The sequence below is a fragment of the Litorisediminivivens sp. KMU-197 genome (genome assembly GCF_056858395.1).
In genome coordinates, this window is record NZ_JBXEQG010000005.1 from 255,903 (window position 1) to 278,932 (window position 23,030).

General features: G+C 63.8%; 22 protein-coding genes. 8 read left to right on the plus strand and 14 right to left on the minus strand.

Going from position 1 to position 23,030, the window contains the following annotated elements; genetic code table 11:
- Positions 1-37: 37 nt before the first annotated feature.
- The 7 genes from rpoD to AC04PT_RS13560 form a co-directional block, all read right to left on the minus strand.
- Positions 38-2,020: an RNA polymerase sigma factor RpoD gene (rpoD, locus tag AC04PT_RS13530; protein WP_482874229.1), complete on the minus strand. Its 1,983-nt coding sequence runs from the start codon at positions 2,018-2,020 to the stop codon at positions 38-40.
- Between the two features lie 127 nt (positions 2,021-2,147).
- Complete coding sequence (gene dnaG, locus AC04PT_RS13535; RefSeq protein ID WP_482874230.1) at positions 2,148-4,109, minus strand: DNA primase; 1,962 nt, start codon at positions 4,107-4,109, stop codon at positions 2,148-2,150.
- A gap of 63 nt (positions 4,110-4,172) precedes the next feature.
- Positions 4,173-4,460: a DNA primase gene (locus AC04PT_RS13540; protein WP_482874231.1), complete on the minus strand. Its 288-nt coding sequence runs from the start codon at positions 4,458-4,460 to the stop codon at positions 4,173-4,175.
- Positions 4,461-4,621: 161 nt separating this feature from the next.
- Complete coding sequence (locus tag AC04PT_RS13545) at positions 4,622-5,194, minus strand: TadE/TadG family type IV pilus assembly protein (protein WP_482874232.1); 573 nt, start codon at positions 5,192-5,194, stop codon at positions 4,622-4,624.
- A 5-nt stretch (positions 5,195-5,199) separates the two neighbouring features.
- A complete protein-coding gene (locus AC04PT_RS13550) occupies positions 5,200-5,733 on the minus strand; it encodes a TadE/TadG family type IV pilus assembly protein (protein WP_482874233.1) in 534 nt (177 codons plus the stop codon).
- Complete coding sequence (locus tag AC04PT_RS13555) at positions 5,733-7,652, minus strand: TadE/TadG family type IV pilus assembly protein (RefSeq protein ID WP_482874234.1); 1,920 nt, start codon at positions 7,650-7,652, stop codon at positions 5,733-5,735. The genes AC04PT_RS13550 and AC04PT_RS13555 overlap by 1 nt, the downstream gene beginning before the upstream one ends.
- 272 nt (positions 7,653-7,924) lie before the next feature.
- The gene (locus AC04PT_RS13560) at positions 7,925-9,355 is read right to left on the minus strand and encodes a Glu/Leu/Phe/Val family dehydrogenase (RefSeq protein WP_482874235.1); all 1,431 of its coding nucleotides are present in this window, start codon (positions 9,353-9,355) and stop codon (positions 7,925-7,927) included.
- Between the two features lie 428 nt (positions 9,356-9,783).
- On the opposite strand from AC04PT_RS13560, the gene AC04PT_RS13565 reads away from it, so the two are divergent.
- Genes AC04PT_RS13565 through AC04PT_RS13575 form a run of 3 tightly spaced genes read left to right on the plus strand, consistent with a single transcriptional unit; the run spans position 9,784 to position 12,535 of the window.
- On the plus strand, positions 9,784-11,424 hold the full coding sequence (locus AC04PT_RS13565; protein ID WP_482874236.1) for a TadE/TadG family type IV pilus assembly protein: 1,641 nt from the start codon (positions 9,784-9,786) through the stop codon (positions 11,422-11,424).
- Positions 11,421-11,960, plus strand: coding sequence for a TadE/TadG family type IV pilus assembly protein (locus AC04PT_RS13570; RefSeq protein WP_482874237.1), 540 nt, complete (start codon positions 11,421-11,423; stop codon positions 11,958-11,960). Before AC04PT_RS13565 ends, AC04PT_RS13570 begins: the two co-directional genes overlap by 4 nt.
- A 5-nt stretch (positions 11,961-11,965) precedes the next feature.
- On the plus strand, positions 11,966-12,535 hold the full coding sequence (locus AC04PT_RS13575) for a TadE/TadG family type IV pilus assembly protein (protein ID WP_482874238.1): 570 nt from the start codon (positions 11,966-11,968) through the stop codon (positions 12,533-12,535).
- A gap of 84 nt (positions 12,536-12,619) precedes the next feature.
- Here the strand turns inward: AC04PT_RS13575 and AC04PT_RS13580 are convergent, their stop codons facing one another.
- A complete protein-coding gene (locus tag AC04PT_RS13580; protein ID WP_482874239.1) occupies positions 12,620-13,003 on the minus strand; it encodes a rhodanese-like domain-containing protein in 384 nt (127 codons plus the stop codon).
- A 92-nt stretch (positions 13,004-13,095) separates the two neighbouring features.
- The gene (locus AC04PT_RS13585; protein ID WP_482874240.1) at positions 13,096-13,575 is read right to left on the minus strand and encodes a hypothetical protein; all 480 of its coding nucleotides are present in this window, start codon (positions 13,573-13,575) and stop codon (positions 13,096-13,098) included.
- 202 nt (positions 13,576-13,777) lie between these two features.
- Between AC04PT_RS13585 and AC04PT_RS13590 the strand changes: the two genes are divergently transcribed.
- Positions 13,778-14,689 carry a pirin family protein gene (locus AC04PT_RS13590; RefSeq protein WP_482874241.1) on the plus strand — a complete coding sequence of 304 codons (912 nt, stop codon included), beginning with the start codon at positions 13,778-13,780 and terminating at the stop codon, positions 14,687-14,689.
- A 128-nt stretch (positions 14,690-14,817) separates the two neighbouring features.
- Here AC04PT_RS13590 and AC04PT_RS13595 read toward each other — a convergent pair whose 3' ends face one another.
- On the minus strand, positions 14,818-15,324 hold the full coding sequence (locus AC04PT_RS13595) for an SH3 domain-containing protein (RefSeq protein WP_482874242.1): 507 nt from the start codon (positions 15,322-15,324) through the stop codon (positions 14,818-14,820).
- A gap of 114 nt (positions 15,325-15,438) precedes the next feature.
- On the opposite strand from AC04PT_RS13595, the gene AC04PT_RS13600 reads away from it, so the two are divergent.
- The 3 genes from AC04PT_RS13600 to AC04PT_RS13610 all read left to right on the plus strand — a co-directional run bounded on the left by AC04PT_RS13600 (position 15,439) and on the right by AC04PT_RS13610 (position 17,705).
- On the plus strand, positions 15,439-16,425 hold the full coding sequence (locus tag AC04PT_RS13600) for a 2-hydroxyacid dehydrogenase (RefSeq protein ID WP_482874243.1): 987 nt from the start codon (positions 15,439-15,441) through the stop codon (positions 16,423-16,425).
- 172 nt (positions 16,426-16,597) lie between these two features.
- Positions 16,598-16,873, plus strand: coding sequence for a hypothetical protein (locus AC04PT_RS13605; protein WP_482874244.1), 276 nt, complete (start codon positions 16,598-16,600; stop codon positions 16,871-16,873).
- Positions 16,874-17,129: 256 nt separating this feature from the next.
- Entirely contained in the window at positions 17,130-17,705 is a 576-nt protein-coding gene (locus AC04PT_RS13610; RefSeq protein ID WP_482874245.1) for a hypothetical protein, read from the plus strand.
- 64 nt (positions 17,706-17,769) lie between these two features.
- Here the strand turns inward: AC04PT_RS13610 and gndA are convergent, their stop codons facing one another.
- A complete protein-coding gene (gene gndA, locus AC04PT_RS13615; protein ID WP_482874259.1) occupies positions 17,770-19,164 on the minus strand; it encodes an NADP-dependent phosphogluconate dehydrogenase in 1,395 nt (464 codons plus the stop codon).
- A gap of 167 nt (positions 19,165-19,331) precedes the next feature.
- Here gndA and AC04PT_RS13620 point away from each other — a divergent pair, with 167 nt between their 5' ends.
- Complete coding sequence (locus tag AC04PT_RS13620) at positions 19,332-19,790, plus strand: NUDIX hydrolase (protein WP_482874246.1); 459 nt, start codon at positions 19,332-19,334, stop codon at positions 19,788-19,790.
- 16 nt (positions 19,791-19,806) lie between these two features.
- On the opposite strand, the gene argF is transcribed toward AC04PT_RS13620, so the two are convergent.
- The 3 genes from argF to truA form a co-directional block, all read right to left on the minus strand.
- Positions 19,807-20,733, minus strand: a complete 927-nt coding sequence (argF, locus tag AC04PT_RS13625) for an ornithine carbamoyltransferase (protein ID WP_482874247.1) — start codon at positions 20,731-20,733, stop codon at positions 19,807-19,809.
- 73 nt (positions 20,734-20,806) lie between these two features.
- Positions 20,807-21,982 carry an acetylornithine transaminase gene (locus AC04PT_RS13630; RefSeq protein ID WP_482874248.1) on the minus strand — a complete coding sequence of 392 codons (1,176 nt, stop codon included), beginning with the start codon at positions 21,980-21,982 and terminating at the stop codon, positions 20,807-20,809.
- A gap of 198 nt (positions 21,983-22,180) precedes the next feature.
- The gene (gene truA, locus AC04PT_RS13635) at positions 22,181-22,948 is read right to left on the minus strand and encodes a tRNA pseudouridine(38-40) synthase TruA (RefSeq protein ID WP_482874249.1); all 768 of its coding nucleotides are present in this window, start codon (positions 22,946-22,948) and stop codon (positions 22,181-22,183) included.
- Positions 22,949-23,030: the final 82 nt, after the last annotated feature.

Here is a 23,030-nt window from a genome sequence, read left to right on the forward strand (position 1 = left end):
CACAAGCAGAGAGCGGCCCATAGGCCGCCCCTTCGTGTCACTGATCCAGGAACGAGCGCAGCTTGCGCGAGCGGCTGGGATGCTTGAGCTTGCGCAGCGCCTTCGCCTCGATCTGCCGGATGCGTTCCCGGGTCACGCTGAACTGCTGGCCCACTTCCTCTAGCGTGTGATCGGTGTTCATGCCGATGCCAAACCGCATCCGCAGCACCCGTTCCTCGCGCGGGGTCAGCGACGACAGCACGCGCGTGGTCGTTTCCTTCAGGTTCTCCTGAATGGCGCTGTCGAGCGGCAGGACGGCGTTCTTGTCCTCGATGAAATCGCCGAGTTGGCTGTCTTCCTCGTCGCCGATGGGGGTTTCGAGGCTGATCGGCTCCTTGGCGATCTTCATCACCTTGCGGACCTTTTCCAACGGCATCTGCAGCTTCTCGGCCAGTTCCTCTGGCGTCGGCTCGCGGCCGATCTCGTGCAGCATCTGGCGGCCGGTGCGCACCAGCTTGTTGATCGTTTCGATCATGTGCACCGGGATGCGGATGGTGCGCGCCTGATCGGCGATGGAACGGGTGATCGCCTGACGGATCCACCAGGTCGCATAGGTCGAGAACTTGTAGCCGCGGCGGTATTCGAACTTGTCGACGGCCTTCATCAGGCCGATGTTGCCTTCCTGAATGAGATCAAGGAATTGCAGGCCGCGGTTGGTGTATTTCTTGGCGATGGAGATCACCAGCCGCAGGTTGGCCTCGACCATTTCCTTCTTGGCCTGCCGCGCTTCCTTCTCGCCCTTCTGCACCTGTCCGACGATGCGGCGGAATTCGGGGATATCCAGACCGACATACTGACCGACCTGCGCCATCTCGGTGCGCAGTTCCTCGACCTTGTCGGCGGAGCGTTCGATGAACATCTGCCAGCCCCGGCCCTGCTTTTCGCCCATGCGGTCCAGCCAGGTCGGGTCAAGCTCAGCCCCACGATAGGCATCGACGAACTCGCGGCGGTTGATGCGCGCCTGATCGGCCAGCTTCACGATCGAGCTGTCGATCGCCATGATGCGGCGGTTGATGCCGTAGAGCTGGTCGATCAGCGCTTCGATCCGGTTGGTGTGCAGGTGCAGACCGTTGACCAGCTCAACGATTTCCGAGCGCAGCTGCTGGTAGGTTTCCTCGTCCTGCGTGGAGAACGAATTGTCCTCGTTCAGCGTGGCCGAAATCCGGCTGTCCTGCATTTCGCTGAGGTGGATGTAATCGTCCGCAATGCGGTCGAGCGTTTCCAGAACCTGCGGCTTGAGCGCGGCTTCCATCGCCGCAAGCGACATATTGGCCTGCTCGTCCTCGTCCTCGTCGTCTTCCTTGACGATGGGGTTGCCGTCGGCGTCAAGCTCGGGGCTGTCTTCTTTCGGCGCAGAGGACACATTGGCGGCCTCGACCACCGGGGTGCCGACGCCGACCTCTTCGTCCATCTGGTTGCCGAAGGTGGTTTCCAGATCGATGACGTCGCGCAGCAGAATGTCTTCGGTCAGAAGTTCGTCGCGCCAGATGGTGATCGCCTGGAACGTCAGCGGGCTTTCGCAAAGCCCGGCGATCATTGTGTTTCGGCCGGCCTCGATGCGCTTGGCAATCGCGATCTCGCCCTCGCGGCTAAGCAGCTCGACGCTGCCCATCTCGCGCAGGTACATGCGCACCGGGTCATCGGTGCGGTCGAGCTTTTCGGCAGAGCCCGAGGACAGCGCCACCTCGCCCGGCTTCTTGGTCTCGACAAGGTCGGTGCCGCCCTTGTTGTCGTCCTCTTCGGCTTCCTCGTCGTCCTCGGTGACCTGAATGCCCATTTCCGACAGCATCGACATCACGTCCTCGATCTGGTCGGAACTGACCTGATCGGGGGGCAATACGTTGTTGAGCTGGTCGTAGGTGATGTAGCCGCGCTCGCGCGCCTCGGCGATCATCTTCTTGACCGCCGTCTGGCTCAGGTCGAGCGATGCGTCGTCGCTGCTCTCGTCCGTTTTCTGATCGTCATTGTCTTTGGCGGCCATGCGGGGCTCCTGTTCAGGCGCTTGTTCGAGGCGCGGCGGTGATTCGCGATTTCGAATCATTACCGAATCTCAGCGATTCGTGCAGTGGTCTAACGGCTTGTCTCTTAAAATTCCTCAACAAACCGCGTCATTTTCGTCCTTTTCCATAGCTGATCCGGCCGAGCAACGCGTCGAGGGCGTTACGTTCGTCACGATTGATTCGCGCGCCATTGGCTCCGGTCTCATACTCGGTCGTGTCCTCCTGCGTGCCGGATGCAGCGCGATTGCGCGCCTCGGCGGCCTGCCCCAGACGCCAGGTCACCGCTTCGTCGGCGACGTCCGTCAGGTCCTCGGCGGCCTCTTCAATCTCGGCCTGCAATCCCTTGTGCGCGTTAAGTTTTGCGAATTCCTCGGCAAGCGTCATACGTGCCAGGTCGATATCGCCCGGTTTGCGGACACAGGGAATGATTGCCACATGGCGCAGGCCAAGCAGGTTTTCAAGGGCCTCAGGTCCGAGAGAATGGTCGATCTCGGCGCGTAGCCGCTCAGCACCGCGCCCCGCGTGGCGGAGTATCAGGTTGCGCAGCAGGGCGTGGTCGGGATCGGCGCAGTCGAGATTCTCCAGCACATGGGCGAATTCCTCGACCACCTCAGGGGTTTGAAGGGCCGCGGCAAGAATCACCGCTTCGCGAATGCCGATGAAGCCCGCGTCGTCGGCCGAAGCCAGGAGCGAAGACTTGGTGCCGGGCCGCGCAGGCTCGGGCGCGTTCCAGCGCTTCTGGCCGGGCTTCCAAGGCGGACGGTTGCCCTGCGGCTGGCGGCGGCCGGCGTTGAACAGCTGCCATCGGAGGTCCTTGATTTCCTGCCCGTAGTGGCTGCGGATGGACGGATCCTGGATCATCGCGATCTTGGCACGAAGCGCCTTGTCGAGCGCGGCCTTGCGCTCGGGGCTGTCGAGCACCTTGCCTTCGGTTTCGCGCCGCCACAGCAGCTGCACCATCGGCAAGGCCTGATCGAGCACCGCCTGCACCGCCTTGGCTCCCTTGGCGCGCAGCAGGTCGTCGGGGTCCTGCCCTTCCGGCATCAGCGCGAAGCGCAGCGACTTGCCCGCCTCCAGCAGAGGCAGCGCGAGGTCGATGACCCGGTGCGCGGCGCGCAGGCCCGCGGTATCGCCGTCCAGCGCAATAATCGGCTCGTCCGAGATCCGCCACATCAGCCGCAACTGGTCCTCGGTGACGGCGGTGCCCAAGGGCGCGACGGAGGCACCGAACCCGGCTTCACTCAGCGCAATGACGTCCATGTAGCCCTCGGCCACCAGAAGCGGCTGGCCCCGGCCTGCGGCGTCCCGCGCGGGGCCGTGGTTGTAGAGGTTTCGGCCCTTGTCGAACAGCTCGGTCTCGGGCGAGTTCAGGTACTTCGCGTTGTCATTGGGGTCCATCGCACGGCCGCCGAAGGCGATCGCCTTGCCACGGGCATCGCGGATCGGAAACATGATGCGGTTGCGAAAGACGTCATAGGCGCGCCCGCCCTTTTGGCTGGGCTTGGCAAGGCCGGCGGCGAAGATCAGGTCCTCGGGGACGTCCTTGCCGCGCAGGTGATCCCACAGCCCCTGCCAGCCCTCGGGCGCGAAGCCGATTTCGAACCGCTCCAGCGTCTCGGGCTTCAGCCCCCGCCGGTCGAGATAGTCGCGCGCCGCCTGGGCCGCGCCTGTGCGCAATTGCAGGCGGTAGTGCTGCACGGCTTGCTCCATCACCTGAACCAGCAGGGTGCGCCGGTCGGCCTTTTCCTGCGCGCGGGGATCACGGGCGGGCATGGTCATGCCGGCCTCTTCAGCGAGGACCTGCACGGCTTCCATGAAGCCCAGGTTCTCGGTCTCGCGTACGAAGGTGATTGCGTCGCCGGACACATTGCAGCCGAAGCAATGGTAGAAACCCTTGCGGTCGTCGACGTGGAACGAGGCGGATTTCTCGTGGTGGAAGGGGCATGGCGCCCACATGTCGCCCTTGCCCTGATTCGACTTGCGGGCATCCCACATGACCTTGCGGCCCACCACATCGCTCAGCGAGGTGCGGGTGCGAAGCTCGTCAAGAAAACCGGGGGGCAGACTCATGGCCCCAGTATATCGGCCCGGACGCAGTCAGAGTCGAGTCCGGACCGGTGACAGATCGGCGCTTTACTGCGCGTTGCACTGCGCCACGAAGGCGGCGGCGGGCTCGGCCTTCAGGTCGTCCTTGGGCAAGGTGTAGACCCATTCGGCGAGATACGGGATCGTCGGCACGAAGCGGGCGTCGTCGCCGGTGTAATCCTTGGCGACCGTTTCCATCGAGGCATTGACCTTGGCTCCCTCGCGACGTTCGGCGACGATCTTGTCGACGATTTCGCCGAAGACCGCGCAGTCGGGATTGGCCGCGAAAGAGGCGGCCGGCAGAAGGCAGAGGCTGGTTGCCAGAATGAGACGCATGTTTGAAACTCCTGTCTTTTGGGGATTGGGTAGGCCATCACAGCGGCAGGCTCCAGCCCCTGTCGGGCCACGTCGACGTGATCGGCGGAATCGGGCTTACACGCGGAAAGGGCGCCACTCGGGCGCCCTTGTCTGTCGATGAGTGTCGGGTCAGCGCTGGCTCAGGCGCCGGCGCCACCGCCCGACGACCAGACCAGTTGCGGGGCAAACCGCGGCCGGGTGAAGGCGAAGTTGTAAAGCTCCTGCTCACCGAGGCCGGGAATGTTCATCGGCGGTTTGTAGGTCGACGATGTCTCGACCACGATCACCCGCTCGTTGTGCAGCAGCGTCGGCAGGTTGTCGACCAGCGTGGTGTTCAGATCGCGGTTGGTCAGCGGATACAGCGGACCCCGGGTTTCCGACCAGTCGGTGTAGTACTGCATGTCGGTCTCGTCCCAGCGGGCAACGGTGACGCGCAAGCCGGTCTGCACATCGGTGTCGGTCAGGAACTCGAGCATCGCGTGCATGCCGTCCATATAGAGCGGGTCGATGGCATCGGTCTGCCGCGAGAAGGCGTCCGAGATGGTATAGGCCGCGTTGGTGTTGACCGTCTTCTGCCGGTAGGCGTCGAAGTAGACATAGGCAGAAGCCAGCATGAACAGCAGCATCGGGCCGAAGATGGCGATCTCGATCGATGCGTTGCCGCGTGTGTCGCGCAGGAAGCCGCGCAGTTGGGTCAGGGTTCTACGGATCATGTCGATTACCTCGGTTCCTGGACGAAGGCGGACGTCGCGGCGATCGCGATGTAGCCATTGCTGTCCTTGGTCAGTGCCGAACCGATCCCGGTGGTCGGGAAGAACGGCTTGAACTTGAGACAGGCGCGCATCAGCATCACGTCGTTGTCGACGCCGTTGTCGAACTGGCGCACCGGTGCCGGGTCCTCCTCGGCGCTGCGGCAATCCGCGTTGGCCGGGATCGGCTGGAAGTCGCGCGGGCTGACCACTTTCATCTCGAGCTGCAGGTTCTGTTCGCAATTCACGATGATCGAGGCCCGGGCGCAGACCAGCCTGCGGATTTCGGGATAGTCGGGCACTTCGCCAGTCGACAGGCGCACTTCGCGCACCGTGGTGTCGAGCCCGCGCTCAAGCATCGCATGGCGGAGATTGAGGGTCCCCAGTTCGACGCTGGCGGCGAGGATGCCGATGAAGAAGGTCATCACGATCACGAAGTCTATCGTGGCGACACCGCTTTCGTCCTTGCAGAAGCGGGCCGCTTTGAGGGTCGGAAAGCGCATCATTGGATCAGCCTCAGGTTGTTGATTTGACGGGCGATGACATCGAAGACGTCAGCGATTTCGGTGCCACTGGTGCGGAAGAAGTGGTTGTCCGAAGAGGCACACTGGTGCAGCACGTTCGCGGCGTCGTCGTTTGTCTCGTAGGCGACGGTGAAGATCTTCACACCCTTCGACTTGGCGAGATCGCACTGCATCTGCAGGTTTGCCACGTTGTTGCTTTGCGACGAGAAGGTCGTGTAGCTCGTCGGACCCTGAACTATCAGCTCGGTCTCGCCATTCTCAGCAGCCGTCGGGTTTGTCGGGCGGTACTGATCGGTGACAATTCCGTCGGACATCAGCAGGATGAACTTCTCGGTCTCGGGGTCTTCCCAAGAGATGGGCCGGCCTTCGAAACGCTGCGCCACGACACCGTCCTTGATCATCTGGCTGACCGCAGGCCGTGTGACCGGATCAAGCAGCGACAGGGCGTACTTCATGCCGTATTGCGCGCCGGTTCCGTCATGCATGCGGATGTTGTCGATGAAGGTCTTCAGGGCCAGCGCGTCATCCGAGTAGTACTGGATCGAGGTGTCGTCCTCGGGGCACCAGCCCCAATCCATAACTTCCTCGGCGATCGGCCAGTACATGAAGTGCGGCACGTAGTCTTCCGAGGTCGGAAGCGCGGTATTGCCGAACTCCGCATCGTAGACCTCGATGCAGGACGAGGTCATGTTGACCTTCTGGTTGCCGCGCTTTTCGTTGGTGGCAGGGTCGGTTTCGGTCGAGCCCTGCGGCGCAACGTAAGAGGCTTCCCAGGCTGCATAGTCGATCTGCCCGTAGCTGTAGGTGTTGCCGGGGATCTTGCCGGTGTTCTTGGTCGGTCCAAGGTCGCTGTCGGCACCGTTCACGTCACCTTTGACCTGGAAGTACTGGTTTTTCTGGCTGCCGCCCTTGATGGACGCCCCGAGGAACTGGTTCGGGTCGGTCAGGTTCGGATCGTCGTTCATGATGTAGGCGACGGCGCCCTTGTAGAAGTCGTCGGCATCGCGCGGTGCGTTTTCCGGGAAAGCCTCGATCTTGTGGGCAATGTCGGTGCGGCCATCGTAGTTGCCGTCATCATCGACGTCGAAATAGAACACCATGTTCGAGATCGCCTGCGTCCAGGGGGTGAAGAAACCGCTTGACGGGGTCGCGGTGCCGTCGGTGCAGGAAGGATCAGTCGACCCTTCGTAGGCATTTTCGGCGTTGTTGTTGCACAGCGAACCGCCGGGCGCGTCCTGATCGCCGTTGCCCCAGCCGTTGTTCTCGTTGATCTTCGGACGTTCGCCGCGCAGGTAGGCAAACATGTATTCGCCCGGATTGACCTGGCCGGCGTAAGGCACGAGGTTCAGCGTGGTGACACCGTTGCTGTCTTCGGTCATCACCTTGTCGACGAAGGCCTTGGCAGCAGGCTTGAGGTTCGTCATGCGGTTGTTTTCGCGCATGGAACCGGAAATATCGAGCACCATCGAAATCTCGACGTTGGCGATCTTTTCTTCCGCCGTGCTGAGCGCGGGGGCCGACAGCGTGTCGATGCCGGTCAGGCGCATGAACAGCGTATCGACGTCGGTCCTGCCGGTGGCCGAAACCGTCCGGTAGTTGAGACCCTCGTCTACCGTCACCCCGGTCAGCGAATTGCCGAGCCCGGCCTTGGTGGCGTAATCGCGGGCAACGCTGTCAGGCGCCGCCTCCTGATCGAGGTCAGCAGCGGCCAGCACGGCCCGGTCGAGCACGTGCTGCATCTTGGTGCGGATGGATTCATAGCGCATCACGTCGATCGCGCCACCTGTTACCAGCAGGATCGCCAGGCTCAAGTAAATGCAGACGATGGTGCTGTTGCCGTCTTCGGACCGCCAGAAGCGCTGAAGACCGGCCTTGGATCTACCAATATTCCCAGTCATTTCTTATTTCCTCTTCGGACACAGAACATCCATCTGCGCAATGTTCATGAATGCGGGGGAAATCTTGCCGTGACAGGGCGGAAAAGAGGCGGAAAATAGGTTTTTCACACCGAAATAAGGAAAGTTAATGGCAGGGCGATCGAGTGCGATTTTGGCTATCGCATTGGTGCGAAAGGATATTCCGGGGAATTTCAGGGCAGTCTCGTGACAGTGCCGCACCTCGAAGGATGCGGCACCGTTGCCTTAGACCCTAACAGTCAAGGCGACGGGCGCTATAGACCCTTGGCGCGGTAGCTGGCCGCGACCTTGCCGATCGCGACAAGGTAGGCCGCCGTGCGCAGGTCATCGACGTCCTCGCGATCGTGCCAGACGGCACGCATCGATTGGAAGGCGATGCGCATGGTATCATCAAGCCCCGAACGCACCAGTTCTAGTTCATCGGCGCCGCGCAGGTAACGCTCCTTGAAGTGCGGCGTCATCGACCATTTCTCGCCGAGGTGATCGCTCAGGCGCTCCAGCTCTTTCACGATCAGCTCATGGCGCGCTTCTTCCTGGCGGCGCTGCATCCGGCCAAAGCGGATGTGGCTGAGGTTCTTGACCCACTCGAAGTAGGACACCGTCACACCACCGGCGTTGGCGTACATGTCCGGAATGATGACCGTGCCCTTCTTGCGCAGCACGTCGTCGCCGCCAGCGGTGATCGGGCCGTTCGCGGCCTCGATGATCAGCGGCGCCTTGATGCGCTCGGCATTGGACATGTTGATCACGCCCTCAAGCGCGGCGGGGATGAGGATGTCGCAATCCTCTTCCATCACCGCGGCGCCCTCGGCGTAGAATGCCGCGTCCGGGTAGCCGGTGATGCCGCCATGCTTGACGATCCACTCGTAAACACTCTGCACGTTCAGACCGTCTTCGTTGAATAGCGCGCCGTCGCGTTCGATGATGCCGATGATCTGGCAGCCGTCTTCCTCCTGAAGGAACTTGGCCGCGTGATACCCCACGTTACCCAGGCCCTGCACGATCACCCGCTTGCCATCGAGAGAGCCAGTCAGGTTCGCCTTCGCCACGTCGCCCGGTTCGCGGAAGAATTCGCGCAGGGCATATTGCACCCCCCTGCCCGTCGCCTCGACCCGGCCTGCGATGCCGCCGGCGTTCAGCGGCTTTCCGGTCACGCAGGCGCGGGAATTGATGTCGGTGGTGTTCATGCGCGCGTATTGATCGGCGATCCAGGCCATCTCGCGTTCGCTGGTGCCCATGTCGGGGGCAGGCACGTTCTGGCTTGGATGGATCAGGTCGCGCTTGGCCAGTTCATAGGCGAAGCGGCGGGTGATCAGCTCAAGTTCATGTTCGTCGTACTGGCGCGGATCTATGCAGAGCCCGCCCTTGGACCCGCCAAACGGCGCTTCGACCAGCGCACACTTATAGGTCATCAGCGCCGCAAGCGCCTCGACCTCGTCCTGATTGACGGCGTTGGAATAGCGGATGCCGCCCTTGACTGGCTCCATATGTTCAGAATGAACCGAGCGATACCCGACGAAGGTCTGGATGCGCCCGCGCAGGCGCACGCCGAAACGCACCGTATAGGTGGCGTTGCAGACCCTGATCTTTTCCTCAAGGCCCGGCGGCAGGTCCATCAACGACACCGCGCGGTTGAACATCAGGTCTACGCTTTCGCGGAATGTCGGCTCATTGGCAGGCTGCATAAGTGTCTCCTCCGTTGATTGCCGGGCGCGCGACTCGCCACCCGTTTGGGCTTTTTTGCACCCAACCCTATGACGGCAAAGTTAATGCAAGCGAGAGTTTTCTCCCCGCGACGGGACCGCTTTTTCACACAGGCTCCGATGCTTGTGCCGCAATTGTGGGTGCCGACGCCGTCAAGGCGCCATGCAATCGCATTAACTTTGCCCAATTTGCTTCGGATTGTTGCAATGTCCATGACAATGGGCTGCTAAAGTTTTCAATAAACCTGAAACAGAGACAAAAAACGTATATTTGCCAATGGGTTGCCTCATTTTGGCCGTCATTGTGGCACATAACATTGCGGCGCGAAGACTGCCTCGCGTGGGTAAGGGGTTACTGCCTGACGGGCGCCGGAAAGATTAATTCCGGAGATCAAGGTGAGGATACGATTATGAATTGGCACCATCGCCAGACGCTGCCGTCCTCGGGGGACGGACCGGCAGCGAAGATCAAGACATTCAGGACGGAAGAGACCGGTTCGATCACCATCATGGTTCTGATTGTGCTGGTCGCCATCATCGCGTTCACCGGACTGGGCGTGGACCTGATGCGCAACGAAATGAAGCGCGCCAAGCTGCAGGCAACGCTCGATCGGGCGATCCTTGCCGCGGCCGACCTCGAACAAGACCTCGACCCCAATGCGGTGGTTCAGGACTATTTCGCCAAGTCCGGCGTGGCCGGCACGCTGACAAGCACCTCGGTCGATCAGGGTCTCGGCTACCGCGTGGTGACCGCCACCGCGCAAGAGGATTCCGACCCGTTGTTTCTGGGGCTTGTGGGCATCGACACCATGGTCGCCCCGGCAGCCGGACAGGCCGCCGAACAGATGGGCAACGTGGAGATTTCGCTGATCCTCGACCGCTCGGGGTCGATGGGATCGAACAACAAGATCGAGAACCTCCGCTCCGCCGCGCGGGAATTCGTCGATGCCGTGATCCAGCCGGCCGGCGCGCCCAGCCTGACCACCGTATCGCTGGTTAGCTACAATGCGACCGTCAGCCTCGGGCCGGTGGTGTCGCAGTATTTCAACCTTTCGGCCGAGCACAATTATTCCAGCTGCGCGGTCTTCCCCGACAGCGCCTTCAACACGCTGGGCATCTCGCGCACGGCCGAACTGGACCGTCTGAGCCATTTCGACCTCTGGACCACCAGCGAGAACACCACCGAGATCGTCCGTCCCTGGTGCCCGGATGACACCTACGGGGCGATGATCGTGCATTCCAGCGATGCGACCGAACTGAAGGACAGCATCAGTGCGCTGGGCGCCGAGGGCAACACCGCCATCGATCTGGGCATGAAGTGGGGCACCGCACTGCTTGACCCTTCGGCGCAGTCGCTGGTCGGTGACATGATCTTCGACGGCCACATTGCCCCGGCCGCCAATGGCCGCCCGGTCGCCTACACCGATCCGACGACGCTGAAGATCGTCGTGCTGATGACCGATGGCGCCAACACCACCGAATACGACCTGAAGGCCGACCGCCAGACAGGACTTTCCGCGATCTGGATCGACGACCGTGGCGATACCGACCCGTCCAACGACCGCTTCTCGTCGCGCATCGTCGATCAGGCCGGCACCGCAAGCGATGTCTGGTACTGGGATCGCTTCAAGAATGACAGTCACTCGCAGAAGTACCGCAACACCCCGGACGGCGATCTGAACGCGCGGCAGATGACCAATGTCGAGGCCTACGCCCGCTTCGGCACCCGTGCGCTGGCCTACCGGTTTTTCCGGACACCCTATGAGGACGGCCAGGTTCCCTACGCGGTCTATTCCAATGCCTACTATGCCTATGAGGGCATCGTCGGGCCTGATCACGCCGACGGTCGGCTGGCATCTATCTGTCAGGGGGCCAAGGACGCCGGAGTGCTGGTCTTCACCATCGGGTTCGAGGCCCCGCAGCGCGGACTGGACGCGATGCAGAACTGCGCCTCGTCACCTGCACATTACTTCGACGTGCAGGGTATCGAGATCACCCAGGCCTTCAATTCCATCGCCCGCACCATCACCCAACTGAGGCTGACCCAATGAGCATTCGCGTGACACACATGCTGCGCCGTTTCTGCCGCAACGAGGCGGGCTCGGTCGAAACCATTTCCTTCGTCATCTGGATGCCGGTCATCCTCATGGTGCTGATGCTGGCCACCGAAATCGCCGCCTATTCGGCCCGCGCCACCATGCTGGAGCGTAGTCTCGACCAGGTGGTGCGTGACATCCGGCTCGGCACCGGCAACGCGCCGCAGCACGATCAGATCAAGGACATGATCTGCGACCGCGCGGCGATCCTGCCCAACTGCAAGGCCAACCTGCGCCTCGAGATGGTGCAGCGCGATCCGCGCAGCTGGCAGGCCCTGCCCTCCACCGTCGATTGTCTCGACGCCTCGTTGCCGGTGACGCCGGTGCGCAGCTTCTCGAACGGCGGCAACAACGAACTGATGGTGATGCGCGCCTGCGCCAAGGTCTCGCCGATCTTTCCGATGACCTGGTGGATCGAAGCCATGCAAAAGGACGGCAACGGTGACATCGCCATGGTGACGTCGACCGCATTCGTCCAGGAACCGAGGTAACAGTCATGACCGTTAAAAATCTTCGCAATCTTGCCCGGTATTCGCGTCAATTCGCGCAAAGCTCGCGCGGCAATACCAACATCGAGGCGATCATCTTCCTGCCGTTCCTGCTGATCTGCATCGTGACCTCAATCATGTTCTACGATGCCTACCGGACCGACAGCCTGGGCGAAAAGGCCAGCTACACCATCGGCGACATGTTCTCGCGCGAGACGGACTATGTCACGCCGGCCTATGTCGACAGCATCAAGTCGCTAATGAACTTCCTCACCGAATCCGAGCCGGCCGAGAATACCCTGCGCGTGACCGTGGTGTCCTATGACGCCGTGGGCGATCAGTACGCGGTGGAATGGAGCGAGGTGCGCGGACCGCATGCCGCGGCGCTGACCTCGGCCGACGTGGCCTTGGGCCATGCGACACTGCCGACCATGATGCACGGCGAGCAGATCATCCTCGTCGATACCTATCTGGATTACGTCTGGCCGCTGAACCTCGGTCTCAGCGACTTCACGATGGAGGCCCGCGTATTCACGCGTCCTCGGTTTGCGCCGCAACTTGTCTGGCAGGCGAGCTAACCCCCAACAAGCTCAAGCGTCAGGCCGGATGTTGGCCAGCGGCAGGCCGGACAGATATGTCCGGCCTGTTCTGTGTGTGATCGGTCAGTCGGACTTGCGCATTTCCTTGGGCGCGCCGCTGGCCATGTCAGTGCCGGTATAGGCCAGCCCGGCCTGTTTCCATGCGCCGAAGCCACCCTCCATGTGGGCGATCTTGCCGACCCCGGCGGCGAGACACTTCTCGGCCACCTTGCGCGAACGCGCCCCCGAGCCACAATGAAACACCAGCTGTTTCTCGCCCTGCCCCGGCATGTGCGCCGGATCGAAAGCCTGCATTGGCGACAGCAGCGCACCATCGATCCGCTCGAAGGAAAATTCCGCCGGCGTGCGCACGTCGACAAGCACGATGCGGCCGTCCTTGTGCGCCTCGGCAACCTCCTCGGGGGTCCAGGTTTCGAGCGTGCCGGTGTCGGTGTCTTCGGTCTTCATGTCGGGTCTCCTCGAAAGTGTGCCGGGGGCCTTAGACAACCCCTCTGTCCCTACAACGCATTCTGAAGTTCGAATGTTCCGCCTGTGTGGCGTCAGAGATCGCCGCGCCCCTGCGCCATCTGCATGTTCATCATGTCGGCGACAAACTTCGCATCCGCGCCAGAGGTCATCCCGCCCACGCCGATCCGCCGTCCGAAGACCCAGTAGAGCCCGGGCCGCCACCGTGCCTTCAACGGCGTCTGGGTGACGATCATGAACCCGTTCGAGGGCTTCAACGCCAGCATCCCCCGCTCGACCGTGCGGATGTTGTCGTAGGACGCCAGCAGGTAACCGTGGTTGTCGTAAAGTCCCTCCTCGGTCAGCACCAGATGTTCGGCAGTGGCCTGCTGCATGCGCATCGCCGCGTAAAGTGCACCGCCTGCCAGCACGATCAGCAGCACCTGCCATCCGACATGGTCGAACCGCTGCGACAGGGCCAGCCAGAGCAGAAGCGCGCCCAGCCCGACCATCGTGCCCACACCGATCCAGCGCCGCATACCCGTCGCCCTGAGTTCCGCCACGGTCTCGCTCATCTGATGCTCCCTGTGCTCATCCCGCCCGCTGCTTAGCGCGCTTCGCCGCCGAGCGCGAGGCCCGCCGTGACGGCACAGCCTGTCCGTCGATGGTTCGCCCGCGTCCTGTGAAAAAACGCACAGTCACGGTTCGCGGCGCGACATTGCCGGGTTTGACGCCAGCGCTTATCTCGGCTGCAACATATGAGGAAAGGAGACACCCATGTCCCTCAGACCCACGCTTGAGACCCGCCGCGCGCAGCCTGCCATCGAGGGCGCCGGCGTGCATCTGCACCGCGCCTTCGGCTTTCAGGATCCGTCCGAACTGGACCCGTTCCTGTTGTTCGACGACTTTCGGGGCGAGCGCCCCGACGATTATCAGGCCGGCTTCCCCTGGCACCCGCACCGCGGCATCGAGACCATCACCTATGTCCTGACCGGCGAGGTCGAGCATGGCGACAGCCTCGGCAATTCCGGCACGCTGGGCGCGGGATCGGTGCAATGGATGACCGCCGGGTCGGGCATCCTTCACCAAGAGATGCCCAAGGGCAACGCCACCGGGCAGATGCATGGCTTTCAACTCTGGGCCAACCTGCCCTCGTCGCTGAAGATGACCGCCCCGCGCTATCAGGACATTCAGGGCACCGACATTCCCGAAGTGATTGACGATGACGGCACCCGGGTGAAGGTCATCACCGGCGAGTTCTGGGGCAAACGAGGCCCGGTGGACGGGATCGCTTCCGACCCGCAGTACCTTGATGTCTTCGTACCCGCGGGGGTGAAGAAGACCTTCAAGGTCGACACCTACCGTCGCGCCTTCGCCTATGTCTTCGAAGGTTCCGGCGCCTTCGCCGATGCCTCCGGGCCGCAGGGCGTTCTGCTCGAGAAGGAGGTCGGCGGTCAGGAGGTCAACATCCGCGACATGTCGGGCAACCGCACGCTGATCCGTTTCGGCACCGGCGACGAGGTGACGGTGCAGGCCGGTCCTGAAGGGATCCGCTTCCTGCTGATTTCCGGCGCCCCGATCCAGGAGCCGGTGGCGTGGCACGGGCCGATCGTAATGAACACCCGCGAGGAACTGATGCAGGCCTTTGCGGAGCTGCGCAGCGACACGTTCATCCGCCCGGCGCACTGACAATCGCGCCCCCCGGGGGAAGTCACGTCAGAGACGCTCAGGGCCCCGGTCCTGTCCTTCTTCTGGCTGGAAATATCCCGGGGTGAGGCCGCAAACCGAGGGGCAGAGCCCATTCTCTCAACCTCGGCTCATTCCCTGATCTCGTCCGGGCGCACGCCCCAAAGCGCGGTTTTCTGCGCCCAGCCCTTGTAGCCTCCGGACGTCAGCCGGCACCACTCCGGCCCGCAGTCACCCAGCCGCGCGATCACCCCGCGCTCCAGCTTGGCCGCAACCGTCGTCCGCTCATCCGGGCGCACGTGCAAGGTCAGCATGTCCTGCTCGACGATCACCGTCCGCGCGCCCGAGAGCAGTGCGTAATGCACCCAGCCACCTGCGCCCTCGCGGTCGCGCACGCGGCGCCAGTGGCCGTATTCGGCGGTGATCTCCAGCGGCATGTCGCGGCGCTTGAACACCCAGTCGATGCGGTGGCTCAGCGACGGGCCCCGCCGCACGTTGCCCTCGGCCGCCTTGAGCGACACGAATCGCGGCAGCGGCAGGTTGGTCACTGGTCCCCTGTCCTGTGCGAAAGCCGCGGTAGATGCCCAGAAAGTCAGGACAATTGCACCCAATATGCCCCGACGTCGTCGCTCGCTCATGCCTGTCAAATCGCCTGCCAATCGTTTATCTGCCGCGGGGTTCTTGTGCCTCCGCGTGCTCTGCGGCACTGTGCCAGCAACCACGCCCCCAAGGGAAGAAGGAGCCGGGAGCTTATGCCATCAAAACGCCTGAGTGTTGTCGTGACGCGACGCTTGCCCGAGGTGGTCGAGACCCGGATGAAAGAGCTGTTCGACGTACGCCTGCGCGACGACGACACGCCGATGAGCCGACAGGAACTGGCCGCCGCCATGTCCGAGGCCGACGTGCTGGTGCCGACACTGGCCGATACGGTGGACGCGGGCCTGATTTCTGGCGCGGGCGAGCGGCTCAAGCTGATCGCCAACTACGGCGCGGGCGTCGATCACATCGACGTCGAAACTGCCCGCAGCCGCGGCGTGCTGGTCTCCAACACCCCGGGCGTCACAGCTGAGGACACCGCCGACATGACCATGGCGCTGATCCTCGCCGTGACGCGGCGCATTCCGGAAGGGCTGTCGAAGATGCAGGCCGGTGAATGGACCGGCTGGTCGCCCACCGCGATGCTGGGCGGCAGGGTCGGCGGACGCAGGCTGGGCATCCTCGGCATGGGCCGCATTGGCCAGGCGGTGGCGCGGCGCGCCATGGCCTTCGGGATGCAGGTTCACTACCACAACCGCCGCAGGCTCCGGACCGAGGTGGAAGAGCAGTTTGAGGCCACCTACTGGGAAAGCCTCGATCAGATGGTGGCGCGGATGGACGTGATCTCGGTCAACTGCCCGCACACGCCCTCTACCTTCCACCTGATGAACGCGCGGCGGCTGAAGCTGCTGAAACCCGACGCGGTGATCGTCAACACCTCGCGCGGCGAGGTGATCGACGAAAACGCCATGACCCGGATGTTGCAGGCGGGCGAAATTGCTGGCGCGGGCCTCGACGTCTACGAACACGGCGCGACGGTCAGCCCGGAACTACGCGACCTGCCTAACGTCGCGCTCTTGCCGCATATGGGCTCGGCTACGCTGGAGGGCCGCGTCGAGATGGGCGAGAAGGTCCTGCTTAACATCAAGACCTTTGAGGACGGTCACCGGCCGCCGGACCAGGTGGTGCCGGCGATGCTGTGAGCCGGGCGTCGCGGCGCGCCTGAGGGCGTCGGCGAGATTATCGAGCTGTGGTGGCGGCCGTGCTTCGAACGACAGTTTACCCTGTCTTCTGGCCGCAGTCGGCTGTGCGGCGCTGGCTGAGGGTGATGCAGGCGCCCCGATCCGGTACGGGTATTGGAACCTGCCGACTGATTTGATCGAACACGTCCGGACAACGGTCCCTTTCGAAACACTGGACCATGACTTCGAAACGGCCACCTTCGCTGACCTCGACAGCTTTGTCGCTTTCGTGTCGGACTGGAACGTTCTGCCGGAGATTCCAATGCTGAAGCAGGCCGGCGTTGATACCGAGCGCCACACCGGCACCAACCCCGAAGATATCCTGCGGGTCGAGAGCGTGAGCTATGTGGAAGACGCTGATCTGACCCAAGTGATCTTCGTGAACTGGTCCCACCTTCAGTGCGCGTGACCCTGCGTGTCGCAAGGCGCTTCTGATCGAGATTCTCCTGAAACGGGACTAGGCCGACACGCTCCCCGAGCCGCTGGCCAACGTCGCGTGTCAGCCCTGACGGAGTTCAATGGTGCGTGCTGCGCGCACCAGCCACGAAGATAACGTCTTGCGCGGGCGGTTCCGCAACATCTTGCGCATCTGGCGCTGTCGGGGTCTCGACACCGCAGGCCAGTCGCGTAGAACTTCGGGACAACACCCTTTCAGCAGGCCGCCCATGTCCTCACTCTCCCGCCGCACCTTTCTGTTGGCCGCGCCCGCGCTGGTCCTGACCGGCTGTGCCGCAACGCCAGAGATGCGCCCGCGTCCGGGCACCGAGGACGAGGTCATGCGTCTGGCTCAGGTGATCCGCGCGCTCGGTCCCGGCGTGTCGGAGGCCGAGGCCTACACCGCCTCCAGTGTCGCCTATTCCCAGACCTTCAAGCTGGCGCAGGAATACCGGATCGAAGATCACCCGCTGACCCACAATTCCAAGGTCAACCTCGGCCTGAAGCCGCGCGGGCTGTGCTATCACTGGGCCGACGATCTGGAACGCCGCCTCAAGCAGGAGCGGTTCCAGACCCTGCAACTGCACCGCGCGGTGTCCAACTGGGACAACCTGCTGCTCGAACATTCGACGGTGATCATCAGCCGACGCGGAGATTCGCTATACGATGGCATCGTGCTCGATCCGTGGCGGCAGGGCGGCGTGCTGTTCTGGTCACTGACGCGCAACGACCTGCGCTACCAGTGGACACCACGGGAAGAGGTGTTCCGGGTACGCCGCGAACGCAAGGCGCGCGGCCTGCGCTGAGCGCCGGCAGCGAGGCTACGGGCGCATCCCCAGGTGTGACGCCCGCCGTGTCACGAACGTCCTTCTACCGCGCCCAATCCGCGTTGTGCTTGCCCGTCGCATCAACCCTTTCGAAACCGTGCCGCCCGAAGAAATCCCGCTGCGCCTGGATCATTGCCGCCGAGCCACGTTCCTGGCGCATGGAATCGTACCACGCCAGCGCTGCTGACATCACCGGCACCGGATGGCCCGCCGCCACCGCGGCCCCGACCACGCGGCGCAAGGCCGGCACCGCCGTCTCAAGCCTGTCCCGCATCGGCGCGGACAGCATCAGCGCGCCTTCAGGCACCTCGCCTGCATAGGCTTCGGAGATCACGTCGAGCAGCGCCGAGCGGATGATGCAGCCGGCGCGCCAGATGCGCGCGATAACCCCCATCTTCAGGTCCCAGCCATACTCTGCCGAGGCCGCCTGCATGATGTCAAAGCCCTGCGAATGCCCAAGGATGCGTGCGGCCAGCAGCGCCTGTTCGAGATCGCTGTCCGACGGCGTCCCGAGTCGCGTCGGCCGGTCCAGCAGCGCCGCGCCCGCGGCCCGCCGAGCCCGCTGCGACGACCAGATGCGCGCGCCGACCGCGGCCTCTATGGTGTTGGCGGACTGGCCCAGCTTCAGCGCCTCGATCACCGTCCAGCGCCCGGTGCCTTTCTGACCCGCGCTGTCGACGATCTTGTCGATCATCGGCGTGCCATCGGTGTCCTGCGTGGCCAGCACCTTGGCCGAGATCTCGATCAGGAAACTGCGCAGCGGCCCGGCGTTCCATGCCGCGAACCGGGCGCCGATCGCCTCCGGTGCCTCGCCTGCCCCGGACCGCAGCAGTCCGTAGACCTCGGCAATCGCCTGCATGTCGGCATATTCGATGCCGTTGTGCACCATCTTGACGAAATGGCCCGCCCCGTCCGGGCCCAGGTGCGCCACGCAGGGCGCGCCGTCATGCCGTGCGGCGATCGCCTCGGCCACCGGCTTCAGTTGTGTCCAACTGTGATCGCTGCCGCCAACCATCATCGACGGCCCATGCCGCGCGCCCTCTTCGCCGCCCGACACGCCCATGCCGACGAAATGCAAGTCATGCATCGCCAGACGGGCCGCGCGCGCCCGCGTGGCATGGAAATCGGCATTACCGGCGTCGATCACCGTATCACCGGGGGCAAGCAAGGGGATCACGTGGTCCATCATCTGATCCATCGGCCCGGTCGAGGGGATCATGAACAGGATGGTGCGCGGGGTGGGCAGCGCCGCGATCAGCGTCTCGAGCGTGTCGTATCCGTCGATCCGGTCGGCCAGCGCTCCGGCCTCTGCCAAGAACGCCGGCACCGCCTCGGGCGACCGGTTCGACACCGCGACTTGCACGCCATTGTCGGCCATGTTCAGCGCCAGCGCGCTGCCCATCGTGCCCAATCCGTAAATCCCGATCTGCGCCGCCATGTCCGCCTCCGCTGCAAGCTGCCGATTCCCGCCACGGTCGGCCATTTCGCGCGCAATGACCACCATCTGACGCAGGGGCACTGGCATCCCGGCAATGAATTGTATATACTTGCGAGATACGAAAAAGCGACAACGCCAAAAAGACGTCAAGAAAAGAGCAGGTTTACATGACGAGTGCCACCGAAACCGCAGCGCGTCCGGCGCGCCCGAAGCTGATCCAACCCGATCCGAAACAGCAGGTCGCCGCGCTCTGCTATCAGGGCTCGGGTCGCAAACGCCGCATCCTTCTGATCACCAGCCGTGACACCGGACGCTGGGTCCTGCCAAAGGGCTGGCCGATGCCGGGTCTGGACGGCGCGGGCTCTGCCGCGCAGGAAGCCTGGGAAGAGGCCGGCGTGCGGCCGGACAAGGTGAAGTCACGCGCCATCGGCAGGTTCGAGTACCTCAAGGGGCTGGACGACGGCCTCGCCGTGCGGGTTGAGGCGCAGGTCTACAAGATCCGCGTCGCCGATCTTGCCGACACCTTCCCCGAGGCTGATCAGCGCGTGCGCAAATGGGTCACCCCGCGCGAGGCCGCCGAGATGGTGGATGAGCCCGGACTCCGCAAGCTTCTGCGCAACCTCTGAGCCGCGCCGCCGCCAATCAGACCCCGAGACACCACCGCATGACGGCCTTCTGCGCATGCAGACGGTTTTCCGCCTCGTCAAACACAACAGAGTGCTTGCCGTCCATCACCGACGAGGTCGCCTCTTCCTCGCGGTGGGCCGGCAGGCAGTGCATGAACAGCGCATCCGGCTTGGCGTGGGCCATCAGCGCGTCGTTGACCTGGTAGGGCCGCAGCATGTTGTGGCGCCGCTCCTTCGAGGACTGGCTGTCGTGCATCGAGACCCATGTGTCGGTGACCACGAGGTCGGCATCCTTCACCGCCAGCGCGGCATCGCGCTCTATCTGGACGCTGACCCCCTGCTTGCGGGCCAGCCCGATGAACTCGGCCTCGGGGTCAAGCTGCGGCGGACCGGTGAACACCATGTCGAAGCCGAACTGCCCGGCCGCATGCAGGAAGCTGGCGCAGACGTTGTTGCCGTCGCCCGCCCAGACCACCTTCTTGCCCTTGATCGGGCCGCGGTGTTCTTCGTAGGTCAGCACGTCGGCCATGATCTGGCAGGGATGGGTGCGGTCGGTCAGGCCGTTGATCACCGGAACGTCCGCATATTCGGCCATCTCGATCAGCACACTCTCGTCGAAGGTGCGGATCATGATCAGGTCGACGTAGCGGCTGAGCACGCGGGCGGTATCGGCAATCGTCTCGCCATGACCGAGCTGCATGTCCTGCCCCGACAGCACCATCGTCTGCCCGCCCATCTGCCGCACGCCGACGTCGAAGGACACCCGGGTCCGGGTCGAGGGCTTCTCGAAGATCAGCGCCACCATGTGACCGGCAAGCGGCTGGTCGTCGTCCGCCGCGCCACGCGGGCGGCCATTGCGCGCGTTCTTCATGGTGCGGGCGCTGTCGATGATGGTCCGCAACTCGGTTGCGTCGGTTTTGTGGATGTCGAGGAAATGGTTCATGGCGAAGCACTTTCTTGCGGGCTTTCGCGGGGGCCAGCCCCCGCACCCCCGGAGTTTAGGGGCAAGATGAAGATCAGGAGGCGTCGAGCGCCCTTGCGGCCGTGTCGAGACGCCTGAGGGCCTCGGCAATATCGTCCTCGGTGAGGGTGAGCGGTGGCAGCAGGCGCACCACGTTGTCCGCGGCGGGCACGGTGATGACCTGCGCGTCATAGCCCGCCTTGACCACGTCCGCGGCGGGTTTCACGCATTTGAGGCCGATCATCAGGCCCTGCCCTCGCACGCTTTCGAAGGTGTCAGGGTGGTCAGCCACCAGCCCTTCCAGCTTCTGGCGCAGCATCCCTGCCTTGCGGTTCACCCCGTCAAGAAATGCCGGGGCCGAGACATGATCGATCACCGCGCAGCCCACCGCGCAGGCCAGCGGGTTGCCGCCGTAGGTCGATCCGTGGGTGCCGACGACCATGCCCTTTGCGGCCTCTTCCGTGGCTAAAACAGCGCCCAAGGGAAAGCCGCCGCCGATGCCCTTGGCGACCATCATGATGTCGGGCGTGACGCCGGACCATTCGTGTGCGAACAGCCGTCCGGTGCGCCCCATGCCGCATTGCACCTCGTCAAAGATCAGCAGCAGGCCGTTGTCGTCGCAAAGCCGGCGCAGCGCCTTCAGGTGGGTGTCCGAGGCCGCGCGGATACCGCCCTCGCCCTGGATCGGCTCAATCAGGATCGCGCCGGTGGTTTCGGTGATCGCCGCCTCCACCGCCGCAAGATCGTCCCACGGCAAGTGTACGAAGCCGGGCAGGACCGGGCCGAAACCCTTGACCATCTTTTCGGACCCCGAGGCGGCGATCGCCGCCGAGGAGCGCCCGTGGAAGCAGCCGTCGAAGGTCAGGATGTCGGTCTTTTCGGGGGTGCCGCTGTCATGATGGTACTTCCGCGCCATCTTGACCGCCAACTCGCAGGATTCAGTGCCCGAGTTGGTGAAGAACACCGTATCGGCAAAGCTGTGCGCCACCAGTTTCCTGGCCAGCGCCTCCTGCTGGGGAATCTCGTAGAGGTTGGACACATGCCACAGCGCATGCGCCTGCTCGTTCAACGCCTTGACCAGCGCCGGATGCGCATGGCCCAGGGCATTGACCGCGATGCCGCTGCCAAGATCGAGAAATCGGCGCCCGTCCTCTTCGGTCAGCCAACTGCCCTCGCCCTTGACGAAATGCAGTTTTGCCCGGTTGTAGGTCGGCAGGACGGAAGGGATCATGGATGCATCCTCTGGAAAGAAGGCCGATTGGTGCCAAGGGCACGGTCTCAAGTCAAGTTGCGATGGGATCGGACAGGCGAAAGCGGCGCCGGCGGCACGGCGCGAAGGGAGATCAGAAGTCTCGTCGGATATGGGTCGCGGCTGTCATGGCGCGCTGATAGGTCGGATCACCCTGCCTTGCAAGCGCATTCCGCTGCGTCAGGCGAAAGGGTCGTCCGGATAGCCCACGCCCATCAGGTAGAGCCCCTGCGGCGGACAGACCGGACCGCAGGCCGCCCGGTCGCGCGCCTCCAACGCCTGCCTCACGCGGTCCGGGGCCCAGGCGCCCGATCCCACGCGTTCCAGCGTGCCGACGAAACTGCGCACTTGGTTGTGCAGGAAGGACCGCGCGGCAAGGCGGAATTGGAACTCGGTGCCGCCGGGGGTCTCGACTTCGACAATGTCGAGCCTGTCCAGCGTTTTGACCGGCGAGGCCGCCTGACAGATCGACGAGCGGAAGGTGGTAAAGTCATGATGGCCGATGAGGTGCTGCGCCCCGTCCCGCATGGCTTCAAGATCGAGCGCGTGGTTCACCCGCCAGACCTGTCCTGCCTCCAGCGTGCAGGGCGCGCGGCGGCTGAGCAGACGGAACAGGTAGCGGCGTTCGTTGGCCGAAAACCGCGCGTGCCAATCGTCCGGCACCGCCGCGCAGTCGCGGATCGCCACACGTGCCGGTTTCAGATGATGGTTCAGCGCTTCGGACAGGCGGAACGGATCCCACGCCTTCGCCATGTCGCAATGGGCCACCTGCCCGCGCGCGTGGACCCCGGCATCGGTGCGCCCGGCGGCGGCGATGGTGTGCTCGCGCGGCTCCAGCTTGGCCAGCGCGGCCTCGATGGCCCCCTGCACCGAGGGCTGATCGGCCTGCCGCTGCCAGCCGGCGAACCCGGCCCCGTCGTATTCCACCTTAAGCGCGTATCTGGGCATGTCCGCCCTCTAGCGCGATGCGCACTGGCGGGCAATGGTGTCTGACGCAGTCCCGGACCCGATCCGGGACCTCATGACCGGC